We start from the raw sequence: 18,947 nt of genomic DNA on the forward strand, positions 1-18,947 counted from the left end.
CCTATGCGCCCGCGCCGCACGACAGCCGCGCTCGCGATCGCCACCGCCGCAGTGACCGTCACGGCCCTCGGCGTCACACCCACCGCGGCCAGCGCCGCGCCTACCGACCTGTTCATCTCGGAGTACGTCGAAGGCTCGTCGAACAACAAGGCGATCGAGCTGTTCAACGGCACCGGCACCGCCGTGGACCTCACCGCGGGCGGCTACCAGCTCCAGCTCTACTTCAACGGCTCCACCACCCCGACCACCATCGCGCTGGCCGGGAACGTCGCTGCCGGGGACGTGTTCGTGTTCGCCAGCGCCTCGGCCGGGGCGGCCATCCTCGCCCAGGCCGACCAGACCACCGGGGCGAGCCTGTTCAACGGCGACGACGCGATAGTGCTGCGCCGGGGCACCACGGTGCTCGACTCGATCGGCCAGGTGGGCGTCGACCCGGGCACCGAGTGGGGCGCCGGCGCGACCAGCACGGCGGACAACACACTGCGCCGGCTGCCCACGGTGACGGCGGGCGACACCGACCCGTCGGACGCGTTCGACCCCGCCGCACAGTGGACCGGTCTGCCGGTCGACACCTTCGACGGGCTCGGCTCGCACACCGTGGACGGCGGTGGTCCGGTCGACGCGCCGGCCACGCTGACCTGTGGTGGGCCGCTGGTCACCGCCGCCGGAACGGCCGCGAGCCGCGAGGTGACCGCCGCCGACCCCGACGACACGATCGTCGACCTGGCGGTGACCTCGGTCAGCCCGAGCCCGACCTCCGGCTCGATCACCCGTACCGCGTTCACCCCGGCCGACGGGGTGGGCGGCACCGCCCGCGCCACGATCAGCGCGAGCGCCGACCTCACCGCCGGGGCGTACACCGTCACCGTGACCACGACCGACGCGGGCGGTGGCACCGCCACCTGCGCGCTGGCCGTGCAGGTCACCCGGGAGCTGACCGTCGGCGAGGTGCAGGGTCCGACCACCGACACCGAGTCCGGCCCCGCCGACCGGTCACCGCTCGCACCGGCGAGCGGCAACGGCACGAGCAGCACGATGTACGACGTCCGTGGCGTGATCACCCAGTTGACGCTTGCCCGTACGGCGGCCGGCGCGGAGCAGAACGGGTTCTTCCTGCAGAGCCGCAGCGGTGACACCGACGGTGACCCGACCAGCTCCGACGGCATCTTCGTGTTCATGGGCACGTTCACCTCGCTGATCGGCGGCTACGTGCCGACGGTCGGCGACGAGGTGGTGCTCCGGGCCCGGGTGTCGGAGTACTACAACCTCACCCAGCTCTCCGGCGCGTCGCTGGTCCGCCGGATCGCCACCGGCCTGGACGTGGACACGGCGGTCACGGTGACCGACGCGGTGCCGCCGGTCGAGCTGACCGACGCGCAGCGCTGGTGGGAGCGGCACGAGGGCGCCCGGCTGCGCGTACGCGCGGGCAGCGGCGCGGTGAGCGGTCGCGACGTCTTCTCCTCCACGGCGGACGCGGAGCTGTGGGTCGTCGACCGGGACGACCCGCTGCTCGACCGCGCCGACCCGTACGCCCGGCGGGTCTTCAGGGACTCCCACCCGCTGGACAATGACCCGAGCCGGCGCTTCGACGACGGCAACGGTCAGCGCGTGCTGCTCGGCAGCATGGGTGTGAAGGGCACCGCCGGGGACAGCACGGCGCTGCTCCCGCCGGCGCACACCTTCGACACGCTGCGCGCGGACGCGGTGGGCGGCGTCTACTACTCGTTCGAGAAGTACGGCGTGCAGGTCGAGCGGGCCGAGTTCGACGCCGGGGCCGACCCGTCGAAGAACAACCCGCCGAAGCCGGCCGACCGTTCCCAGGAGGTCGCGGTCGCCACGTACAACGTGGAGAACCTGTACGACTACCGCGACGACCCGTTCGACGGCTGCGACTTCGCCGGTAACGCCGGCTGCCCGGGCGTCGCCCCGCCGTTCGACTACGTGCCGAGCAGCGAGGCGGACTACCGGGAGCATCTGACGTCGCTCGCCGACCAGATCGTCAAGGACCTGCACGCGCCCGATCTGATCCTGGTGCAGGAGGCCGAGGACCAGGACATCTGCACGGTCTCCGGGGCGGCGCTGGCCTGCGGCGACACCAACAACGCCGACGGCGCTCCGGACAGCATCCAGGAGTTGGCGCTCGCGGTGGCGGCGGCCGGCGGGCCGGCGTACGCCGCCACCTATGACCGGACCGGCGCGGACGCCCGCGGTATCACCGCCGCGTTCCTGTACCGCACCGACCGGCTGTCGTTGGCGGCCGCGACGGCGAACGACCCGCTGCTCGGCTCGGCGCCGACCGTCCAGTACCGGGCCCCCGGACTGCCCGGCAACGCCGACGTGCAGAACCCGAAGGCCCTCAACGCGGTGCTGCCGGCCGATGTGGACACGTCGACCGGGAAGGACGGCAACAACGTCTTCACCCGGGCACCCCAGCTGGGCAAGTTCACGGTGGCCGCGGCACCCGGCGCGGCCGAGCGGTTCACCCTGTACGCGCTGAGCAACCACTACTCCTCCGGCCCCGACAGCCGGATCGGGCAGCGGCGGGAGCAGGCGGCGTACGGCGCGGCGATCGTCACCGCGATCGAGGCGGCTGATCAGAGCGCCCGGGTGGTCTACGGCGGGGACCTGAACGTCTTCCCCCGCCCGGACGACCCCATCGCCACCGGCGCTCAGCCGACGCCGTCGGACCAACTCGCCCCGCTCTACGAGGCCGGCCTGCACAACCTGTGGGACACCCTCGTCGCGCAGGTGCCGGCATCGGCCTACTCGTACAGCTTCGAGGGGCAGGCGCAAACGCTGGACCACCTGTTCGTCAACGACGCGCTCTACGGTGACCTGGTGCAGGTGCGGGCGGCGCACGTCAACGCCGACTGGCCGGCGGAGTTCACGGGTGACGGGTCGCGGGGCTCCAGCGACCACGACCCGCAGGTGGCCCGTTTCCGGTCCCGGGCGTCGTTGACCGTCACCGACACGTCTGTGGTCGAGGGCGACCAGGGCACCCGTCAGCTCACCTTCACGGCGACCGTGTCCCGTCCGTTGTCCCAGCCGGTGCTGCTCTGCGCCGCGACCGTCGGCCTCACGGCGCAGGCCGGTTCGGACTTCGAGCCGTACGCCGGCTGCAAGGTGCTGGCCGCCGGTGACACCTCGGTGGCTTTCCCGGTCACCGTGCGGGGTGACCGGCGGCGCGAGTCGGACGAGAAGTTGACCCTGCTGGTGGCCGGGGTGCCCGGCCTGCGGCTGGCCGACCCCCTGGCGACCGGAACGATCACCAACGACGACTGAACGACGGCGCTGACGGCCCACCGTCCGGTTTCCCCGGAGGGTGGGCCGTTCGCGGTGTCAGTAGTATTCGTCGATGATCGGGGGCGGTGGCAGGTGCCGATACTGCGCGACCCGCACCTCCCACTGGCTGCGTCGGCGCCGCGCCTCGCGGTCCGCCGAGCTGCGGTGGTAGGTCTCCGGCGGCCGTGCCAGGCCGTAGATGTCCCCCCACCACTCCCCCGGCTCAGGATCGAGGATCGTATCGAGGTGGGCGGGGTAGCGGCGTCCGGCGCCGTCGTGAACGTCGTCGCGGTCGGCCATCGGTCGAATCACCCGGCCCTCCTGGTCCACCACCACCAGATAGAGCCCGGCCGCGCCGAGTAGGCGCTCCAGCACCGCCAGACTCGGTGTCAGACTGCCGGCCTCGACCTTGCCCACGGTCGACGGTGAGACCTTGGCGAAGCGGGCCATCTGGCGTTGACCCAAACCCTTCATCCGACGGGCCCGCCGGACCAGGCCGGTGATGGGAAACCGCCCGACGGTCGGGCCGGGTGGCGGAGGAGGAACGAGTGCGGAAGCCATCCGACAACCATTCTCGGCCGAGACCCGCCTCTCAACCCCTGTGGATAACCCTGTGGAAAGCTGGCCGGCTCAGGGACTCGCCGCACCCCCCACGCATCCTTTGCTCTGCTTCAACGGAGGCGACAGTGTGAGGCTCTTAGTGTTGCCTCCGCTGAAGCAGAGCAAAGGACGTCAAGGTGGCCCTTGGGCCTTGGGCCTTGGGCCCATGCCGGTGAGCTGCTCGCCGCCGTCGCCCGGATAACCGTGGTTGACCAGCCGGGGCACCTGCCCTGATCGTCAGGGCGCGCGGGCGACGATCAGCGGACCGCGGACCGGTCGAGGTCACAGCTCGCAGAGGCGGCGACCGGAGCCGATGTCGTCCAGTGCCGCGTGCAGGTCGCGGATGCGCCGCTCGGCCTCGGCGGTCAGCCGATCGTGCAGACTCTGCCAGTCGGCCAGCTGGGGGTCGGGTGGCAGGGCCGCGAGCAGGTCACGGATCTCGTTGACGGTCAGGCCGACGCGCTGGGCCACCCGCGCCACCCTGATCCGGCAGGCCGCGTCGGCGTCGAAGCGCCGCTGGTTGCCGCCGGTACGGGCAGCCGTGATCAGGCCCTGCCGCTCGTAGAACCGCACCGCGGAGCCGCTGACCCCGCTCTCCCGGGCCACCTCGCCGACCGTCAACGTGCCCATCGCCACTGCCCCGCCGCCATTGACTTCACCATTAGTTCAAGTCCTAGCGTCCGAGGCATGACTACGCAAGAGGACACCGCACCGCCGACCGTCGCCGTGCTCGTCGGGAGCGTCCGGCAACCTCGGGTGGGCCGCTCGATCGCCGACTGGTTCGTCGCCCACGGGAGCCGCCGCCGGGACCTCGACCTGGACCTCGTCGACCTCGCCGAGGTGGCGCTGCCATTCGCCGACACCCCTCCCGGGGGCAATTCGGCCAGCCCGATCAGTGCCCGGTTGGCCGCCGCCGACGCGTTCGTGGTGGTGACACCCGAGTACAACCACAGCTTCCCGGCCGCCCTGAAGAACGCCATCGACTGGCACTACCGGGAGTGGGCCCGCAAGCCGGTGGCCTTCGTGTCGTACGGCGCCGGTTCCGGCGGCATCCGCGCGGTCGAGCAGCTCCGGCTGGTCTTCGCCGAGGTGCAGGCCGCCACGACCCGCTCCGGGGTGGTGCTCCGGGCTCCCTGGGAGCGACTCGACGTCGCCGGTCGGCTGGTCGACGACGAGCCGCTGCGGCAGGCCGCCGACGCCACGCTGAGCGAGCTGGCCTGGTGGGCCGAGGCGCTGCGCACCGCCCGCCGGGTCCGGCCCTGAGCCGACGACATGGACGCCTCCGCGCGACGGCTCGGCTGGTACCTGACCCTGGGTGGTCTGCTCGCGGTGATCGACACCACGGTCACCGTGGTGGCCCTGCCGAGGCTGGTCGACGACCTCGACACCAACCTCACCACGATCGGCTGGGTCACCAGCGGCTATGCGCTCGCCCTGGTCGCGGTGATGCCCACCGCCGCCTGGGCGATCGGCCGCTTCGGCGCCCGCCGCACCTACCTGACCGCGCTGCTGCTGTTCACGGTCGGCTCCGTGTTGGCCGGGGCCGCCTGGGGCGTCGGGTCGCTGATCGCGTTCCGGGTGCTCCAGGGGCTCGGTTGGCGCTCGCCTGGCTGACCAGCCGGCGACTTCCGGCCGCCGTCGCGGGTGCCGACGAGGTGGCCACCCCCGGCGGGACCCATGGAGTCGGTCAGTAGCGCTGGCGGAGCAGACCGGCGGCTTCGACCGCCCAGTAGGTGAGGATGATCTGCGCGCCGGCCCGCTTGATCGAGGTGAGCGTCTCCAGCATGACCCGCTCCCGGTCGATCCAACCGTTCGCGGCAGCCGCCTCGACCATCGCGTACTCCCCGGAGACCTGGTAGGCGGCGACCGGGACGTCCACCGCGGCCCGCACCGCCGACACCACGTCGAGGTAGGGCAGTGCCGGCTTGACCATCACCAGGTCGGCGCCCTCGGCGACGTCGAGCGCCACCTCGCGCAGCGACTCGCGCAGATTGGCCGGATCCTGCTGGTAGGCACGTCGGTCGCCCTCCAGCGCCGACTCCACCGCCTCCCGGAACGGGCCGAAGAACGCCGAGGCGTACTTCACCGCGTACGCCAGCACCGCCACATCCTGGTGGCCGGCGGCGTCGAGCGCCCGGCGGACAACGCCGACCTGGCCGTCCATCATCCCGGACGGCCCGACCATGTGGACCCCGGCTTCGGCCTGGGCGACCGCCATCTCGGCGTACGCGGCCAGGGTGGCGTCGTTGTCCACCGCACCGTCCGCGGTGAGCACGCCGCAGTGCCCGTGTGAGGTGAACTCGTCCAGGCACAGGTCGCTCATCACGACCGTGCTGTCACCCACCTCGGACACCACGTCGCGGATGGCGACGTTCAGGATGCCGTTCGGGTCGATGCCGCCGGACCCGGTCGGGTCACGCCGCTCGGGCACCCCGAAGAGCATGATCCCGCCGACGCCGGCCTGGACCGCCTCGGTGGCCGCCTTGCGCAGGGAGTCCCGGGAGTGCTGGAGCACCCCCGGGAGCGACCCGATGGCCCGGGGCTCGGTCAGCCCTTCCTTGACGAACATCGGCACGACCAGCTCGGCCGGGTCGACCCGGGTCTCGGACACCAGCCGACGGATCGCCGGGGAGCGGCGCAGGCGGCGGGGCCGGATCTCGGGGTACGACATGGGAGGGCCCTCCTGAAGACGACTACCGGAAGCGGAGGGCGGTCGGCCCCTGCACCTTCGAGCCACGGCGCTGCTTGGCCGGCATGGCGGCCAGCTTCTCGCGCAGCTCGACGGCGTAGGCGGCGAGCGCCTCCACCAGGTCGGGCACCGAGGCGTGCGGTGGCTGGACGTCGACCCGAAGGCCGAACTCCGTCGCGGTCTCCGCCGTCTTGGGCCCAATCACGGCAACAACGGTCCGCGCGTGCGGCTTCCCGGCGATGCCGACCAGGTTCCGCACAGTGGAAGAAGACGTGAAGAGGACCGCGTCGAACCCGCCCGACTTGATCGCGTCCCGGATCTCGGCGGGCGGCGGCGCGGCCCGCACCGTCCGGTACGCGGTCACGTCGTCGACCTCCCAGCCGCGCTCGGTGAGCCCGGCGGCGAGCGTCTCGGTGGCGATGTCGGCGCGCGGCAGCAGCACCCGGCCGACCGGGTCGAGGATCTCGTCGTGCGGCGAGAACTCGGCCAGCAGCCCCTCGGAGGACTGCTCCCCGGCGGGGATCAGCTCCGGCTGGATGCCGAACGCGCGGACCGCGTCCGCGGTCGCCTCGCCGATGCAGGCGATCTTGACGCCGCCGAAGTGCCGGGCGTCCAGACCGTGCTCGGCGAACTTCTCCCAGACCGCGCGGACCGCATTCACCGAAGTGAAGATCACCCAGGCGTACCGGCCGTCGACCAGGCCCTTGACGGCCCGCTCCATCTGCGCCGGGGTGCGCGGCGGCTCGACCGCGATGGTCGGCACCTCGCACGGGATCGCCCCGTACGCCCGCAGCCGGGCGCTCATCGCGCCGGCCTGCTCCTTGGTGCGGGGCACCAGCACCTTCCAGCCGTACAGCGGGCGGTTCTCCCACCAGCTCATCTTGTCGCGCTGGCCCACACCCGCGCCGACGGTGAGCACCACCCGGCCGGTGAAGCCGAGCGCGGCGGCCACGAAGCTGTCCACGGTCGACGTGGTCGTGTACTGGGTCTCGCCGGTGCCGTCGCCGGTCACCCCGACACCGGTGGTGCCGTCGACCCCGGCGGCCAGCAGGCCGTCCCGGACGGCGGCGAGGTCGCCGGCGTCCACCGCGAGCGCGAGCGAACCCCGGCCGACGGCCGCGGCCAGCGCCTCGAAGTCCAGCGTACTGACGTCCTCGACGTCGGCGGCGGTACGCACACCCGGCAGCGGGACCCCCGCGTAGGTGGCGACGCCCTCGGCCTGGCCGACGCCCGGCACCACCTCGAAGTGGGCGGCGGTGCGGGCCACCGCCTGCACCTCCTTGACCACCGAGTCGTGGCCGAACGGGTCACCGGCAACCAGGTGCACCGCGTTCAGCCCGGACCGGGCCGCGGAGATCAGCACCTTCGCCACGTCCCCCGGCGCGCCTTCGGCCGGGGTGAACTCGGCGTCGTCTCTGGCCTCGGCGCGGACGACGGCGAGCAGCGACTCGGGGACTCCCCGGTCGTAGATCACCTGGTCGGCGTCGACCAGGGCGTCGTGCGCCCGACGGGTCAGCAGGCCCGGGTCACCGGGGCCAGCCCCGACGAACGCGATACGGCCGACGGGCTTACGGGTGCGGGTCATTCTGTGCTCCCAAATTGCTGGGTCCCCGGGCCGGTGTGTCCTTCGTGGCCGAGGATCGAGTCGGCGCCGAGTTCGAGGAGTTCGGCGGCGAGTGCCTTACCGATCTCCGCCGCGTCGGCGGGCGTTCCGGTGCGGGACAGCCGGAGGTCACGAGTGCCGTCCGGGCTGATCACCGCCCCGCGCAGGTAGATCTCATCGCCGGTCTCGCCTTCGGCGAGTTCGGCATAGGCGGCGACGGGTGCGCTGCACCCGGCCTCCAGGGTTGCCAGCAACGCGCGCTCCGCGGTGACCGCGGCGCGCGACGGTGCGTGGTCGAGCGTCCCGAGCAGCTCGACCAACTCCTGGTCGTCGACCCGGCACTCCACGGCCAGCGCGCCCTGGGCGGGCGCGGGCAGCATGAGCATCGGGTCGAGCGTCTCGGTGATCGCGTCGGTCCGGCCGATCCGGGCCAGTCCGGCCCGGGCCAGCACGACCGCGTCGAGGTCGGCCTCGGGGCCGAGCACCCGCGCCAGGCGGGTGTCGATGTTGCCGCGGATCGGGGTGACCTCCAGTTGCAGCCCGAGAGCGTGCAGCTGGGCGATGCGGCGCAGCGCGCCGGTGCCCACGGTGGCGCCGGGCGGCAGCTCGGCGAGCGTCCGCCCGCCCTGGGCGATCAGCGCGTCGCGCGGGTCCTGTCGGGCCGGCACGGCCGCGATGTGCAGCCCGGCGGCACCGGCCGTGGGCAGATCCTTGTAGGAGTGCACGGCGAAGTCGATCGTCCGGGCGGTCAGCGCGTCACGCAGCGCCGAGACGAACACCCCGACGCCGAGCCGGTGCACCGGCGCGCTGGAGCGGTCGCCGGCGGTGACCACCTCGACCAGCTCGACCGGGCGGCCGGTGGCGACGGTCAACGCCTCGGCGACCTGGCCGGACTGGGCCAGCGCCAGAGCGCTGCCCCGGGTGCCGAGGCGCAGGGGGGCGGTCATCGCGCACCTCCGGTGGGCGGGATCTGCTCGGTGGCGTCGGCGCCGGTCACCGGGTAGTTGGCGGGAGTCAGCACGTCGGGGACGGTGTCCACCGGCGAGGTCTGCGGCACCTGGAGGTCGAACAGCTCGCGCAGCAGCGCCGCGTACTGGTCGCCACCGGGCTCGGCCGCCAGTTGGCGGACCTTGACGGTGGGCTGGTGCAGCAGTCGCTGCACCACGCGGTGCACCGTACGGGCCACCTCGGCCCGCAGGTCGTCGCCGAGGTCGGGGCGGCGCTGGGCCAGACGACGCAGCTCGGCGGTGACGACGTCGTCGGCGCGACCGCGCAGCGCCGCCACGGTGGGCGCCACGTCGGCGCCGCGCAGCCAGGTGAGGAAGCTCTCCACCTCGCCGAGCACGATCCGCTCGACGGCGGCGGCGTCCGCCGCGGCCGGGCCGTCGGCGAGCAGCGCCGCCATCCGGTCGATGTCGATCACCTCGACGCCGGGCAGGTCGGCGACGCCCTCCTCGACGTCGCGGGGGACGGCCAGGTCGAGCAGGACCAGCGGACCCCGCGCGGGGCCCCGCTCGGCGAGCGCGGCGCTGACCACCGCCCGGGTGAGGACCGGTTCAGTCGACGCGGTGGCGGCCACTACGATGTCCACTGTGGAGAGCGTGGCGGCCAGCTCGGTCATCGGCGCGGCGTCCGCCCCGTACGACTCGGCGAGCCGGACGGCCCGGTCGGCGCCCCGGTTGGTGACCGTGAGCGGCCCGGCGCCCTGCCGGGACAGCGTGGCCACCCCGAGCGACCCCATCGCGCCGGCCCCGATCACCAGGGCCGGATGGCCGGCGAGGCTGCCGTCGAGGTGCCCGGCGGCCAGCTCCAGAGCAGCGGTGACCACGCTCTGGCCGGCCCGGTCGATGCCGGTCTCGGCGTGCGCCCGCTTGCCGACGCGCAGCGCCTGCTGCATCAGCTCGTGCAGCAGGCGGCCGGCCGAGTCGGCGCCGGTGGCCCAGTGGTACGCGTCACGCAGCTGGCCGAGGATCTGCGCCTCGCCCACGACCATCGAGTCCAGCCCGGTGGCGACCCGGAAGACGTGGTCCACGGCGGCGGTGTCGTAGTGCACGTAGAGGTGGCTGGCGAGCGCCGCCGGCGAGCTGCCGGCCTGCTCGGCCAGGACGGCGCAGATGTCGCCGAGCCCGCCGTGGAATCCGGACACGGCGGCGTAGACCTCCACCCGGTTGCAGGTGGAGACGAGTACCGCCTCGCTCACGTACGGCTGGGCGACCAGGCGGTCCAGGGTGCGGGTGAGGTCGGCGGGGGGCACGGCCAGCTGCTCCAGCGTGGCGACCGGGGCGGTCCGGTAGGACGCGCCGACGACGAGCAGTTTCACGTGCCGATCGCCTCCTGGGTGTCGGTGGCCGCGAGCCCGCCGGGCAGGGCCGTGAGAGCGGACCCGCCGGTGGCGGGCAGCGCGGTCAGCGACGCCTTGCGGTGCTCGTGGAAGGACAGAATCTGCAGCTCGATGGCGAGGTCGACCTTGCGCACGTCGACCCCCTCCGGAACAGAGAGTACGCACGGCGCGAAGTTGAGGATGCTCGTCACGCCGACCGCGACCAGCTGATCGGCGACCCGCTGGGCCGCGGCGGCCGGGGTGGCGATCACGCCGATCGCGATGGATTCCTCCGTGGCGACCGCCGGCAGCTCGTCGACATGCCGGACAACCAGGCCGTTGATCTCCTCGCCGACCCGGGAGGGATCGGCGTCGAGCAGTGCGGCGATCCGGAAGCCCCGGCTGGCGAAGCCGTCGTAGCCGGCCAGAGCGTGACCGAGATTACCCACGCCGACCAGGGCGACCGCGCGACGCTGAGTGAGCCCGAGCACGTACTCGATCTGCTCGATCAGCAACGCGACGTCGTAGCCGACGCCCCGGGTGCCGTACGAGCCGAGGTGGGAGAGGTCCTTGCGGAGCTTGGCGGAGTTGACCCCGGCGGCGGCCGAGAGGCCCTCGCTGGAGATCGTCTCGTGCCCGGCGTCGGCGAGGTTGTGCAGCGCGCGCAGGTATTCCGGGAGCCGAGCGACGGTCGCCTCGGGAAGGTCCGGGAGCGCCGGTACGGCACCGGCGCGGCCGGGCGCACCTGGGTGACGGTGCTGACTCATGAGACTCCGTGCGGTGCGATCCTCGGCCAACTCCGCTGGTCGGCCGCTTATGGACTCCCGCTGGCGACCGAGGTTGCCGGCTGTGCTAGCAGGGCGCGTCGGAACTAGAGAGTAGGCGCTTGTGAAGACGTGCACAAATCGCGATCTTGTCGCTCCGGGACGCGACCCCACCAGCACCTCCATTCCACAAGATCGATTGACCGGCCCTGCGCGCCCGCCACCTGGGCGATTATTGCTCAATCCCGACTTCTCTGACCAATCCCGCGTCGGCCGGTCCCGACGGCGGTAGGGCCCCTGGTCACGGGCGACGGTAGGGACAGCACTACGAGGGAGAGGCGGGGCTTCGGGATGGGGACACCGAGCCCAGGTGCCTAGCCTTTGGGCTATGACCGCCGTTGCCGCCAGCGACCATCCGACGCTGGCACCGAGCATCCCCCGCCAGCTCTTCGTCGACTCCGGGTACGTGCTGCTCGGCCTCCCGCTGGCGGTGGCCAGCTTCGTCGTCCTCCTCGCGGGCCTCGTGGCCGGCGTCGGCCTGGTGGTCACCGTGATCGGCCTGCCGATCCTCAGCGGCACCCTGTACGCGGCCCGAGGGCTGGCCGACATCGAGCGGCTGCGGCTGCCCGCCGTGCTGCGGCAACCCCGGATCCGCCCGCACTACCGACTGCCCGAGGCGGGCGCGAACGCCTGGCGGCGGATCTTCCTGCCGATGCGCGACGCCCAGTCCTGGCTCGATCTGGCGCACGGCATCCTGCGGGTGATCGTGGCGCTGGTCACCTTCGTGCTGACGCTTGCCTGGTGGATCGCCGCGGCTGCCGGCTCCCTCTACTGGGTGTACGACTGGGCGCTGCCGCGCGGCGAGGGCGACGGCGACCTGGCCCAGCTGCTCGGCCTGGGCGAGTCGACCACGGCCCGGATCGGGGTGACCACCGCGATCGGGGTGTTCTTCCTGATCACGCTGCCGATCGTGGTCCGGGGCTGCGCGCTGCTCCAGGCCAGCTTCGCCAAGGCCCTGCTGACCGGGGTGGCCGAGATGCGGGACCGGATCACCGTGCTGGAGGAGCAGAAGCGGGCCGCCGTGTCCGCCGAGGCGTCCGCGCTGCGCCGGCTCGAACGCGACATCCACGACGGCCCCCAGCAGCGCCTGGTCCGGCTCGCGATGGACCTCAGCCGGGCCCGGATGCAGCTCGCCTCCGACCCGGAGGCCGCCGGCCGGACCATCGACGAGGCGGTGACCCAGACCCGGGAGACGCTGGCCGAGCTGCGGGCGCTGTCCCGGGGCATCGCCCCGCCGATCCTGGTCGACCGGGGTCTGCCCAGCGCCCTGGCCGCGCTCGCCGGCCGCGGGCTCATCCCCATCGAGCTCCAGGTGGACCGGCAGCTCGGCACGCCGGGCGGCCGGCTCGATCCGGCGGTGGAGAACACCGCGTACTTCGTGGTGGCCGAGGCGTTGACCAACATCGCCAAGCACAGTCGGGCCACCGAGGCCGTGGTCGCCGTGGCCCGCCAGGAAGCCCAGCTCCAGGTGCGGGTGGGCGACGACGGGCAGGGCGGCGCCCACCTCGCCAAGGGCCACGGGCTGGCCGGCATCGCCGACCGGGTCCGGGCGGCCGGCGGGGAGCTGGCCGTGGTGAGCCCGAGCGGCGGGCCCACCGAGATCCGTGCGGAACTTCCGCTGTGAACCAACGAGAGCCGGGCCGGACGTGGTAGACACCACAGCCATGCGCATCGTGATCGCGGACGACGCCGTCCTGCTCCGGGAGGGGCTGGTGCGGCTGCTGACCGAGAGCGGGCACCAGGTGGTGGCCGCCGTCGGGGACGGTGACGCGCTGGTCGAGGCGGTGGTGGAGCACCGGCCGGACGTGTCGATCGTCGACGTCCGGATGCCGCCGTCGCACACCGACGAGGGGCTGCGGGCCGCGGTGGAGGCGCGTCGGCTGGTGCCGCGTACGCCGATCCTGGTGCTCTCCCAGTACGTCGAGGTCTCGTACGCCGATGATCTGCTGGCCACCACCGGCGGCGCCGGCGGTGGCATCGGCTACCTGCTCAAGGACCGGGTGGCCGCGATCGACGAGTTCCTGGACGCGCTGCGTCGGGTGGCCGGCGGCGGCACGGTGCTCGACCCGGACGTGGTCGGCCAGCTCTTCGCCCGACGCCGCCGCGACGACCCGCTGCGCGAGTTGACCCCGCGCGAGCGGGAGGTGCTCGCCCTGATGGCCGAGGGCCGGTCGAACACGGCCATCGCCCGCGCCCTGGTGGTCAGCGACGGCGCGGTGGAGAAGCACGTGCGCAACATCTTCACCAAGCTCACGCTCCCGCCGGACACCGAGCAGCACCGGCGGGTGCTGGCCGTCCTCACCTACCTGCGGAACTGACCTCCCGGGCGGCCAGGGCCACCGCGTCGGTGAGGGTGTCGGCGACCGGGTGGCCGGAGGCGCGCAGCCGGGCCGGGTCGGTGAAGCCGCCGGTGTAGAGCACCGCCCGGCCGCCCACCGCGAGGGCCGCGTCCGCGTCGTCGATGGAGTCGCCGATCAGCACCACCGCGCTGCCGTCCACGCCCAGCTCGGCCAGGTGCCGCCGGAGCGACTCGGCCTTGCGGTCGCCGCCGACCGTGGCCCGCAGGCCGTCGACGCGGGTGAAGTGGCCGGTCAGCCCGTAGGTGTGCACGGTGGGCACCAGCTCCTCGTGGAACCACATGGACAGCAGGCTCTGGCTGCCCTCCCAGGCGGCCATCGCGGACTGCGCGTCGGCAGCCAGCTCGCAGGTCGTCAGGCCGCTGCGGTACGCGTCGTGGAAGATCCGGTCGAGGCGGCCGAACGCGTCGTCGTCGACGGCCTGACCGAGCACCTCGGCGTAGTAGTCGGCGATCGGCCGGCGGAACCGCGTCCGGTGCTCGTCGAGGGTGACCGTCGGCCCGCCCACGCTGGCGAACGCGGCGTTGGTGGCGGCCACCACCAGGCTGAGGTCGTTGAGCAGGGTGCCGTTCCAGTCCCAGACCAGGTGGGGTTGCGCAGGGGTCATCAGAGCACCATAGGCACCGCTCAGAGCTGCGGGGTGGTCAGGTCCCGCAGCAGCCGCTCCTCCTCCACCCGCCAGTAGCCGTGCTCCTTGCCGTCGAGCAGCACCACCGGCAGGCGGTCGCCGTACTCCCGTTCCAGCTCCTCGTCGCCGGTGACGTCCCACTCGACCCACTTGTCGCCGGTCACCGCGACCACCCGGTCGAGCGCCACCTTGGCGTCGTCGCACAGGTGGCAGCCGGGTCGGGTGATCAGCGCGAGTCGGGCGTCAGTGGCCATCGGTTACCTCCGTGCGGTCGGTCGGCGTCGCCGACCGGAGCTGGGTCTTGCGTACCTTGCCGATCGCCGAGTGCGGCAGGGCGTCGACGAACTCGACAGCGGTGGGGCACTTGAACCGGGCCAGGTTGCGTGCGCAGTGGGCGAGCAGCTCCTCGCTGGTCACCGGGCGGCCCTGCACCGGCACCACGTACGCCCGCACAGTCTCGCCGGTCCGCGGGTGCGGCACACCCAGTACCGCCGACTCGACCACCCCGGGGTGCCCGGCGAGCACCAGCTCGACCTCGTGGGGATACACGTTGAACCCGTTGACCAGGATCAACTCCCCGAGCCGGTCGACCAGGAAGAGGTCACCGTCCTCGTCGGCGTACGCGATGTCACCGGTGCCCCACCAGCCGTCGTCGTCCGGGCCGTCGCGCCCGTCGGGCCAGTAGCCGCCGAAGAGGTTGCGCCCGCGAACGACGATCTGCCCCGGGTCGGTGCCCGGGGCGACATCGGAGATGTCCAGCTCGTCCGGGTCGTCGTCGGGGACCGCCTGGCCGTCGCGCCACAGGTCCTCCCCGGTCGGGCCGACCAGGCGCAGCTCCACGCCGGGCAGCGGCCGGCCGATCGAGCCGGGCTTGACCACCGGACCGACCAGGGTGGAGGTGAGCACCGGCGCGGTCTCGGTGAGGCCGTACCCGACGTGCACCTGATGACCGGTGGCCTCGGTGAAGCGCGCCGCGACCGCGGGATCCAGCGGCGCCGCGCCGCACACCGCCACGCGCACCGACACGGTCGCCGCGCGGACCGCGTCGGCGTCGGCCCAGGCCAGGAACATCGACGGTACGCCGACCAGCACGCTGACCCGGTGCCGGGCGATCTCGGCGAGCCCTGCAGTGGGCCCCGGCTCGTCGAGCAGCACGCCGGTGGCCCCGTGGTGGACGACGGCGCCGAGCACCGAGTTGAGCCCGTACGCGTGGAACAGCGGCAACGCCAGGAGAACGGTGTCCGTCGGCCCGACGACCGGCGGCTCGATCTCCGCGACCTGTTCGTGGTTGGCCAGCAGCGCACGGTGCGAGAGCATCGCGCCCTTCGGACGGCCCTCGGTGCCGGACGTGTAGAGCAGTACGGCCAGGTCGTCGCCGCCTCGGCGCGGACGGGGGCGCGGATCGGGCGCGTCGGCGGTCGGCGGTGTGTCGTGCACGGCGGTGAGCGCGGGCAGGTCGGCGGCCACCTCGGCGACCAGGCGGCGGACCCGCTCGGTGCCGATGAGCACGGACGCGCCGGAGTCGGCCAGTACGTGCCGCAGCTCCGGGGCGGTGAAGCCGGGGTTGACCGGGACCGCGACCAGGCCGGCTCGCAGTGCGCCGAGCCAGCCGATCACGAAGTCGGGGGTGTTGTGCAGCCCGATCGCGACCCGCGGCGGCGGGCCACCCGGGTCGGTGGGTGGCACGGCGGCGGCCAGGCCGTGCGCGGCGGCGGTCACGGCGGCGTCCAGTTCGGACCAGGTGACGCGCCCCTCCCGCCAGTACAGCGCGGGCCGGTCACCGTGGTCGAGAGCCGCCCGATGGACCCGGTCGGCGAGGTTCGGCGCGGGGTCTGCCGAGAAGTCCTGCACGGTGGTCGAGTCTGGCACAGCGGCGGTCGACAGGCCACGCCCGACGGTCGGGCCGCCAGGGCTGCCCGGCGTCCCGTCAATGGGACAGTCGCGGTGTCGTCGACACTCCGATCGAGTCCGGCCGATGGGACGGGTGGTGGGCCGGCCGACGCTTCGGCCCGGCCCACGCGGCGGCCGGCCGGGACGGCGCGGCCGATCGGCCAAACTGCCCCCGACCTGGGGATCCATCCAGGACCACCGGCCCGGGTCAAAGTCAAACGCACACGACGGACAACCGGTCCGCCACCGGTGCGACACAGCGGGAAATACTTCCGCCCTGTGTAACGGACTTGCCACGCGCGGGTGACGTTGGCCCTATTATCACTCGGGTCGGCTCACCCCATTTGCCGTGAGTCGACACCCCTCAGCCCGAGGAGGCCCCCGTGCCTGTGAGCGCATTGGACCAGCACCTCAAGGGGAACTGCCGCCCGTCGGCACACCCCGGAACCGTCCTGCCCGACCGGTTGCCCGGTCGGTCCGCACCGACGACCCGTAAACCAGCCCGGCCGGCCACCAACGGGACGGGGGCCGCGCGGTGACCACCTTCGGATACGCGGAACGCCCGGTCGGCCTGACTGGCCAGACGACCCGCTCCCCGGTCAACGAACGACCGGCGGCCCGCGCGCCGCTGGGCGACCCGCACGCCGCGATGCGTGGCGACAACGCCGCCCAGCGGACCCGCAACCGCCCACACACCAACGAGCCACCACCGAGACCGGCGGTCCCGGGTGGCAACGCGATGCCGACCGGTGGCCGTGTCGCCGCACCGGCCCGACCGACCATGCCCTCCCAGGGCCGTCGGGTCGGCGACGCGCCGACGGCGGCCACCGATCCGACGGCGGGCGAGACGGCGGTGATCCCGGCGGTCCCGGCCGCCACTCCGACCACCCCGACCACCCCGACCGGCTTCCCCAGCCGCCCGGACCCGTCCGACCCGGCCACGGAGGTCTGGACGCTTGTCGAGCGGGCGCAGGCTGGCGAGTCCGAGGCGTTCGGCCTCATCTACGACCGGTACGTCGACACCGTCTTCCGGTTCGTCTACTTCCGGGTCGGCAACCGCCAGCTCGCCGAGGACCTCACCTCGGACACGTTCCTGCGCGCTCTCAAGCGGATCGGCAGCTTCACCTGGCAGGGCCGCGACCTCGGCGCCTGGCTGGTGACGATCGCCCGCAACCTGGTCGCGGACCACTTCAAGTCCGGCCGGTACCGGCTGGAGGTCACCACCGGCGACGTGCTCGACGCCGACCGCGAGGACCGGGGCCCGGAGGGCAGCCCGGAAGCCGCGGTGGTCGAACACATCACCAACGTCGCCCTGCTCACCGCCGTCAAGCAGCTCAACCCGGAGCAGCAGGAGTGCATCGTGCTCCGGTTCCTCCAGGGCTTCTCGGTCGCCGAGACAGCCCGCGCGATGGGCAAGAACGAGGGTGCCATCAAGGCCCTGCAGTACCGGGCCGTTCGCGCCCTGGCACGGCTTCTGCCCGACGGCTTCCAGCCGTGATTCTCGGCGGCGGGGCCGACGAGCGTCGATCAATGTCTCGGCAGCTCAGGCCCGGTCGCACCCGGTGACGGCGATCACTTTCTGTGATTTCCGCCCCGCCAGGCCCGTAACCCGTGCCCGGTCCGCCGCGTTTCTCCGGGTGCGACCGGTGGTTGTCCCGGCAGGCCCGGGGCACCGAGGTCCGACCGGCACGCCGGACGGCACCTCACCTCCGTGGTGTCACACCGCCGCCCGGTCGCTGGCAACTATGGCGGCCGACCGGCCGTGACCAGCGAGAGGAGGTGCCTGCGGTGGACGACATCCTCTTCTCCCGCCGGCGCGCCGAGCGCTTCGCGCAGCTTCTCGACGAGGCCAACGGCGGCCGGCGGCACCACGTGCGGTCCCGGGTGGACAGCCAACTGGCCCCGCTCGTCGCAGTGGGTCAGCGGCTCAGCGTCGATCCCCCCACGGCCGAGGTGGACCCCGAGTTCCGCACCGGCCTGCGAGCGATGCTGCTCGCCACCGCCGAGCGCGAGGGAATGGGCACCCCACCGGCGACGGCCGAGCCGGCTGCCCCGCGGGCCGCGGCCACGAGCCGCGGCTCTCTGCTACCCGCGGTCACCGCCCGGCGGGCCCGCGCCCGGGGCGCGATCCTGGTCGGCATCGCCGCCGGCGCCATCGCCGTCTCCGGGATCTCCGCCGCCAGCGAGAACGCCGTTCCCGGCGACGCGCTGTACGGCATGAAGCGTTCCACCGAGCGGGCCCAGCTCGCCCTGGCCAGCTCGGACGTCAGCCGCGGCCAGCTGTTCCTGGACTTCGCCCGGACCAGGCTCGGCGAAGCAGCCGAACTGCGCGGCGACCGCATCGGCTACAGCGCCGTCCTCGACGACATGGACGCCGACACCCGGCAGGGTATCCGCCTGCTCACCGCCGCCGCCGTGCAGCGGGCCGAGCCGGCCAGCCTGGACACCGTCAACACGTTCGTCGCCAGCCAGCGCCGGGCGGTGACCAACCTGCTCGACGGCGCCAGCCGGGCCGACCGCGAACGGACCCGGAGGTCGCTGGCCCTGCTGGACAGCATCCGTGAGCGCTCGGACTCGGTACGCGCGGCGATCGCCTGCGGCCTGCCGGCACCGACCGGCAGCGACGCGCTCGGACCCACTCCGACCACCTGCCCCGGCGAGCGCTGACCCGCCAGCCCCGGGACCGCCATACCGCACGTCTGACCGGCCGGGCCACAGTTCCCTGTGGTCCGGCCGGTCGACCGTGCGCTCCGG

Annotated in this window: 17 protein-coding genes; 7 read left to right on the top strand and 10 right to left on the bottom strand. The window is 73.2% G+C overall.

What is annotated here, in order from left to right:
• The first annotated feature begins 3 nt into the window (after window positions 1–3).
• Window positions 4–3,282 carry a lamin tail domain-containing protein gene (locus tag ABZU46_RS02535; protein ID WP_354854481.1) on the top strand — a complete coding sequence of 1,093 codons (3,279 nt, stop codon included), beginning with the start codon at window positions 4–6 and terminating at the stop codon, window positions 3,280–3,282.
• A 57-nt stretch (window positions 3,283–3,339) separates the two neighbouring features.
• Here the strand turns inward: ABZU46_RS02535 and ABZU46_RS02540 are convergent, their stop codons facing one another.
• Together ABZU46_RS02540 and ABZU46_RS02545 are read right to left on the bottom strand one after the other, a co-directional pair.
• Entirely contained in the window at window positions 3,340–3,843 is a 504-nt protein-coding gene (locus tag ABZU46_RS02540) for a helix-turn-helix transcriptional regulator (protein ID WP_354854483.1), read from the bottom strand.
• Window positions 3,844–4,164: 321 nt separating this feature from the next.
• The gene (locus ABZU46_RS02545) at window positions 4,165–4,512 is read right to left on the bottom strand and encodes a MerR family transcriptional regulator (protein WP_354854485.1); all 348 of its coding nucleotides are present in this window, start codon (window positions 4,510–4,512) and stop codon (window positions 4,165–4,167) included.
• A 57-nt stretch (window positions 4,513–4,569) separates the two neighbouring features.
• Here ABZU46_RS02545 and ABZU46_RS02550 point away from each other — a divergent pair, with 57 nt between their 5' ends.
• Together ABZU46_RS02550 and ABZU46_RS02555 are read left to right on the top strand one after the other, a co-directional pair.
• Window positions 4,570–5,145 (top strand): NAD(P)H-dependent oxidoreductase, encoded by a 576-nt coding sequence (locus ABZU46_RS02550; protein WP_354854487.1) that lies wholly within the window; start codon window positions 4,570–4,572, stop codon window positions 5,143–5,145.
• 9 nt (window positions 5,146–5,154) lie between these two features.
• A complete protein-coding gene (locus tag ABZU46_RS02555) occupies window positions 5,155–5,496 on the top strand; it encodes an MFS transporter (protein WP_354854489.1) in 342 nt (113 codons plus the stop codon).
• Window positions 5,497–5,569: 73 nt separating this feature from the next.
• Here the strand turns inward: ABZU46_RS02555 and hemB are convergent, their stop codons facing one another.
• Genes hemB through ABZU46_RS02580 form a run of 5 tightly spaced genes read right to left on the bottom strand, consistent with a single transcriptional unit; the run spans window position 5,570 to window position 11,261 of the window.
• Window positions 5,570–6,553: a porphobilinogen synthase gene (gene hemB / locus ABZU46_RS02560; RefSeq protein ID WP_354854490.1), complete on the bottom strand. Its 984-nt coding sequence runs from the start codon at window positions 6,551–6,553 to the stop codon at window positions 5,570–5,572.
• A 22-nt stretch (window positions 6,554–6,575) separates the two neighbouring features.
• Complete coding sequence (locus tag ABZU46_RS02565) at window positions 6,576–8,156, bottom strand: uroporphyrinogen-III synthase (RefSeq protein WP_354854492.1); 1,581 nt, start codon at window positions 8,154–8,156, stop codon at window positions 6,576–6,578.
• Window positions 8,153–9,121: a hydroxymethylbilane synthase gene (gene hemC, locus ABZU46_RS02570; RefSeq protein ID WP_354854494.1), complete on the bottom strand. Its 969-nt coding sequence runs from the start codon at window positions 9,119–9,121 to the stop codon at window positions 8,153–8,155. The genes ABZU46_RS02565 and hemC overlap by 4 nt, the downstream gene beginning before the upstream one ends.
• Window positions 9,118–10,494: a glutamyl-tRNA reductase gene (locus ABZU46_RS02575; RefSeq protein WP_354854496.1), complete on the bottom strand. Its 1,377-nt coding sequence runs from the start codon at window positions 10,492–10,494 to the stop codon at window positions 9,118–9,120. Before ABZU46_RS02575 ends, hemC begins: the two co-directional genes overlap by 4 nt.
• The gene (locus ABZU46_RS02580; protein ID WP_234582375.1) at window positions 10,491–11,261 is read right to left on the bottom strand and encodes a redox-sensing transcriptional repressor Rex; all 771 of its coding nucleotides are present in this window, start codon (window positions 11,259–11,261) and stop codon (window positions 10,491–10,493) included. Before ABZU46_RS02580 ends, ABZU46_RS02575 begins: the two co-directional genes overlap by 4 nt.
• A 385-nt stretch (window positions 11,262–11,646) precedes the next feature.
• Between ABZU46_RS02580 and ABZU46_RS02585 the strand changes: the two genes are divergently transcribed.
• Together ABZU46_RS02585 and ABZU46_RS02590 are read left to right on the top strand one after the other, a co-directional pair.
• On the top strand, window positions 11,647–12,942 hold the full coding sequence (locus ABZU46_RS02585) for a sensor histidine kinase (RefSeq protein WP_354854498.1): 1,296 nt from the start codon (window positions 11,647–11,649) through the stop codon (window positions 12,940–12,942).
• A 40-nt stretch (window positions 12,943–12,982) separates the two neighbouring features.
• Entirely contained in the window at window positions 12,983–13,636 is a 654-nt protein-coding gene (locus ABZU46_RS02590; RefSeq protein WP_354854500.1) for a response regulator transcription factor, read from the top strand.
• Here the strand turns inward: ABZU46_RS02590 and ABZU46_RS02595 are convergent.
• From ABZU46_RS02595 to ABZU46_RS02605, 3 genes are read right to left on the bottom strand one after another with little or no spacing between them, the layout of a single operon-like run.
• Window positions 13,617–14,282 carry an HAD hydrolase-like protein gene (locus ABZU46_RS02595; protein ID WP_354854501.1) on the bottom strand — a complete coding sequence of 222 codons (666 nt, stop codon included), beginning with the start codon at window positions 14,280–14,282 and terminating at the stop codon, window positions 13,617–13,619. The genes ABZU46_RS02590 and ABZU46_RS02595 overlap by 20 nt on opposite strands.
• Window positions 14,283–14,302: 20 nt before the next feature.
• A complete protein-coding gene (locus ABZU46_RS02600; RefSeq protein WP_354854503.1) occupies window positions 14,303–14,557 on the bottom strand; it encodes a glutaredoxin family protein in 255 nt (84 codons plus the stop codon).
• Window positions 14,547–16,172, bottom strand: a complete 1,626-nt coding sequence (locus tag ABZU46_RS02605; RefSeq protein ID WP_354854504.1) for an AMP-binding protein — start codon at window positions 16,170–16,172, stop codon at window positions 14,547–14,549. The genes ABZU46_RS02600 and ABZU46_RS02605 overlap by 11 nt, the downstream gene beginning before the upstream one ends.
• A 556-nt stretch (window positions 16,173–16,728) precedes the next feature.
• On the opposite strand from ABZU46_RS02605, the gene ABZU46_RS02610 reads away from it, so the two are divergent.
• On the top strand, window positions 16,729–17,691 hold the full coding sequence (locus ABZU46_RS02610) for an ECF subfamily RNA polymerase sigma factor, BldN family (protein WP_354854506.1): 963 nt from the start codon (window positions 16,729–16,731) through the stop codon (window positions 17,689–17,691).
• A 281-nt stretch (window positions 17,692–17,972) separates the two neighbouring features.
• The gene (locus ABZU46_RS02615) at window positions 17,973–18,860 is read left to right on the top strand and encodes a DUF5667 domain-containing protein (protein WP_354854508.1); all 888 of its coding nucleotides are present in this window, start codon (window positions 17,973–17,975) and stop codon (window positions 18,858–18,860) included.
• Window positions 18,861–18,947: the final 87 nt, after the last annotated feature.

Origin of the sequence: Micromonospora sp. NPDC005197, from assembly GCF_040608295.1 — a bacterium.
Lineage (GTDB): Bacteria > Actinomycetota > Actinomycetes > Mycobacteriales > Micromonosporaceae > Micromonospora.